1 protein-coding gene is annotated in these 661 nt (G+C 33.4%); it reads right to left on the minus strand.

What is annotated here, in order from left to right:
• On the minus strand, window positions 1–661 hold a 661-nt coding region (locus PDT38_RS19295), incomplete at both ends, for a T7SS effector LXG polymorphic toxin (RefSeq protein ID WP_270803673.1).

Here is a 661-nt window from a genome sequence, read left to right on the forward strand (position 1 = left end):
TTCAATTCTCTGTTTTTCTTTTATGGATGTAAAGCGTTTTTGCTGTACAGATGTAAGGTTATCGTACCCAATCTCTTTTGCAATTTCAAGAAACTTATCATCATCTGAAACACTTTTGAGTTTTATCTGCAGTTTTTCGATTCTTTCTTTCTCTTTCTCTACTCCTAATTGGTATTCTTTCAACTGGATATATGCAGCTGAGTATTCTTCCAACTTTTTTGACGTTTGATAGATCTTACTTGCATGAAATTTCTTCAAACTAAAATTCATTGGTTCAGTGCTTTTTCCGTTGCTTGTTGCGTCTATCAATCCTTTATACTTTTCTTGTACAACATCATCCATACTTTCTGAATGTTGGTAACTTGTTGTTAGAGTATGATCAAGTTCGTTGACATCATTGATTGTGTCCGTCCGTGTTTTTTGTGCCTTGGACATATTCTCATGATAGTTTTTTTCGGTCCACTTATCTAAGTGTATAACATCTTTGATACTGTCGATAATGCCGTCCATTTCCGATTTGAGTGAAGAGACAACTTGATCGGCCGTTTTATCGGCATTGTCAAGCTCCTGACTTAAAAAAGATAATTCTACATATAAGTCTTCCAACTTTTTATTTTTAATCACATAAGAGATGGTTTCAAAGAAAACAATTTTTTCTTTT

Source organism: Bacillus changyiensis (genome assembly GCF_027706145.1).
GTDB lineage: Bacteria > Bacillota > Bacilli > Bacillales > Bacillaceae > Bacillus > Bacillus changyiensis.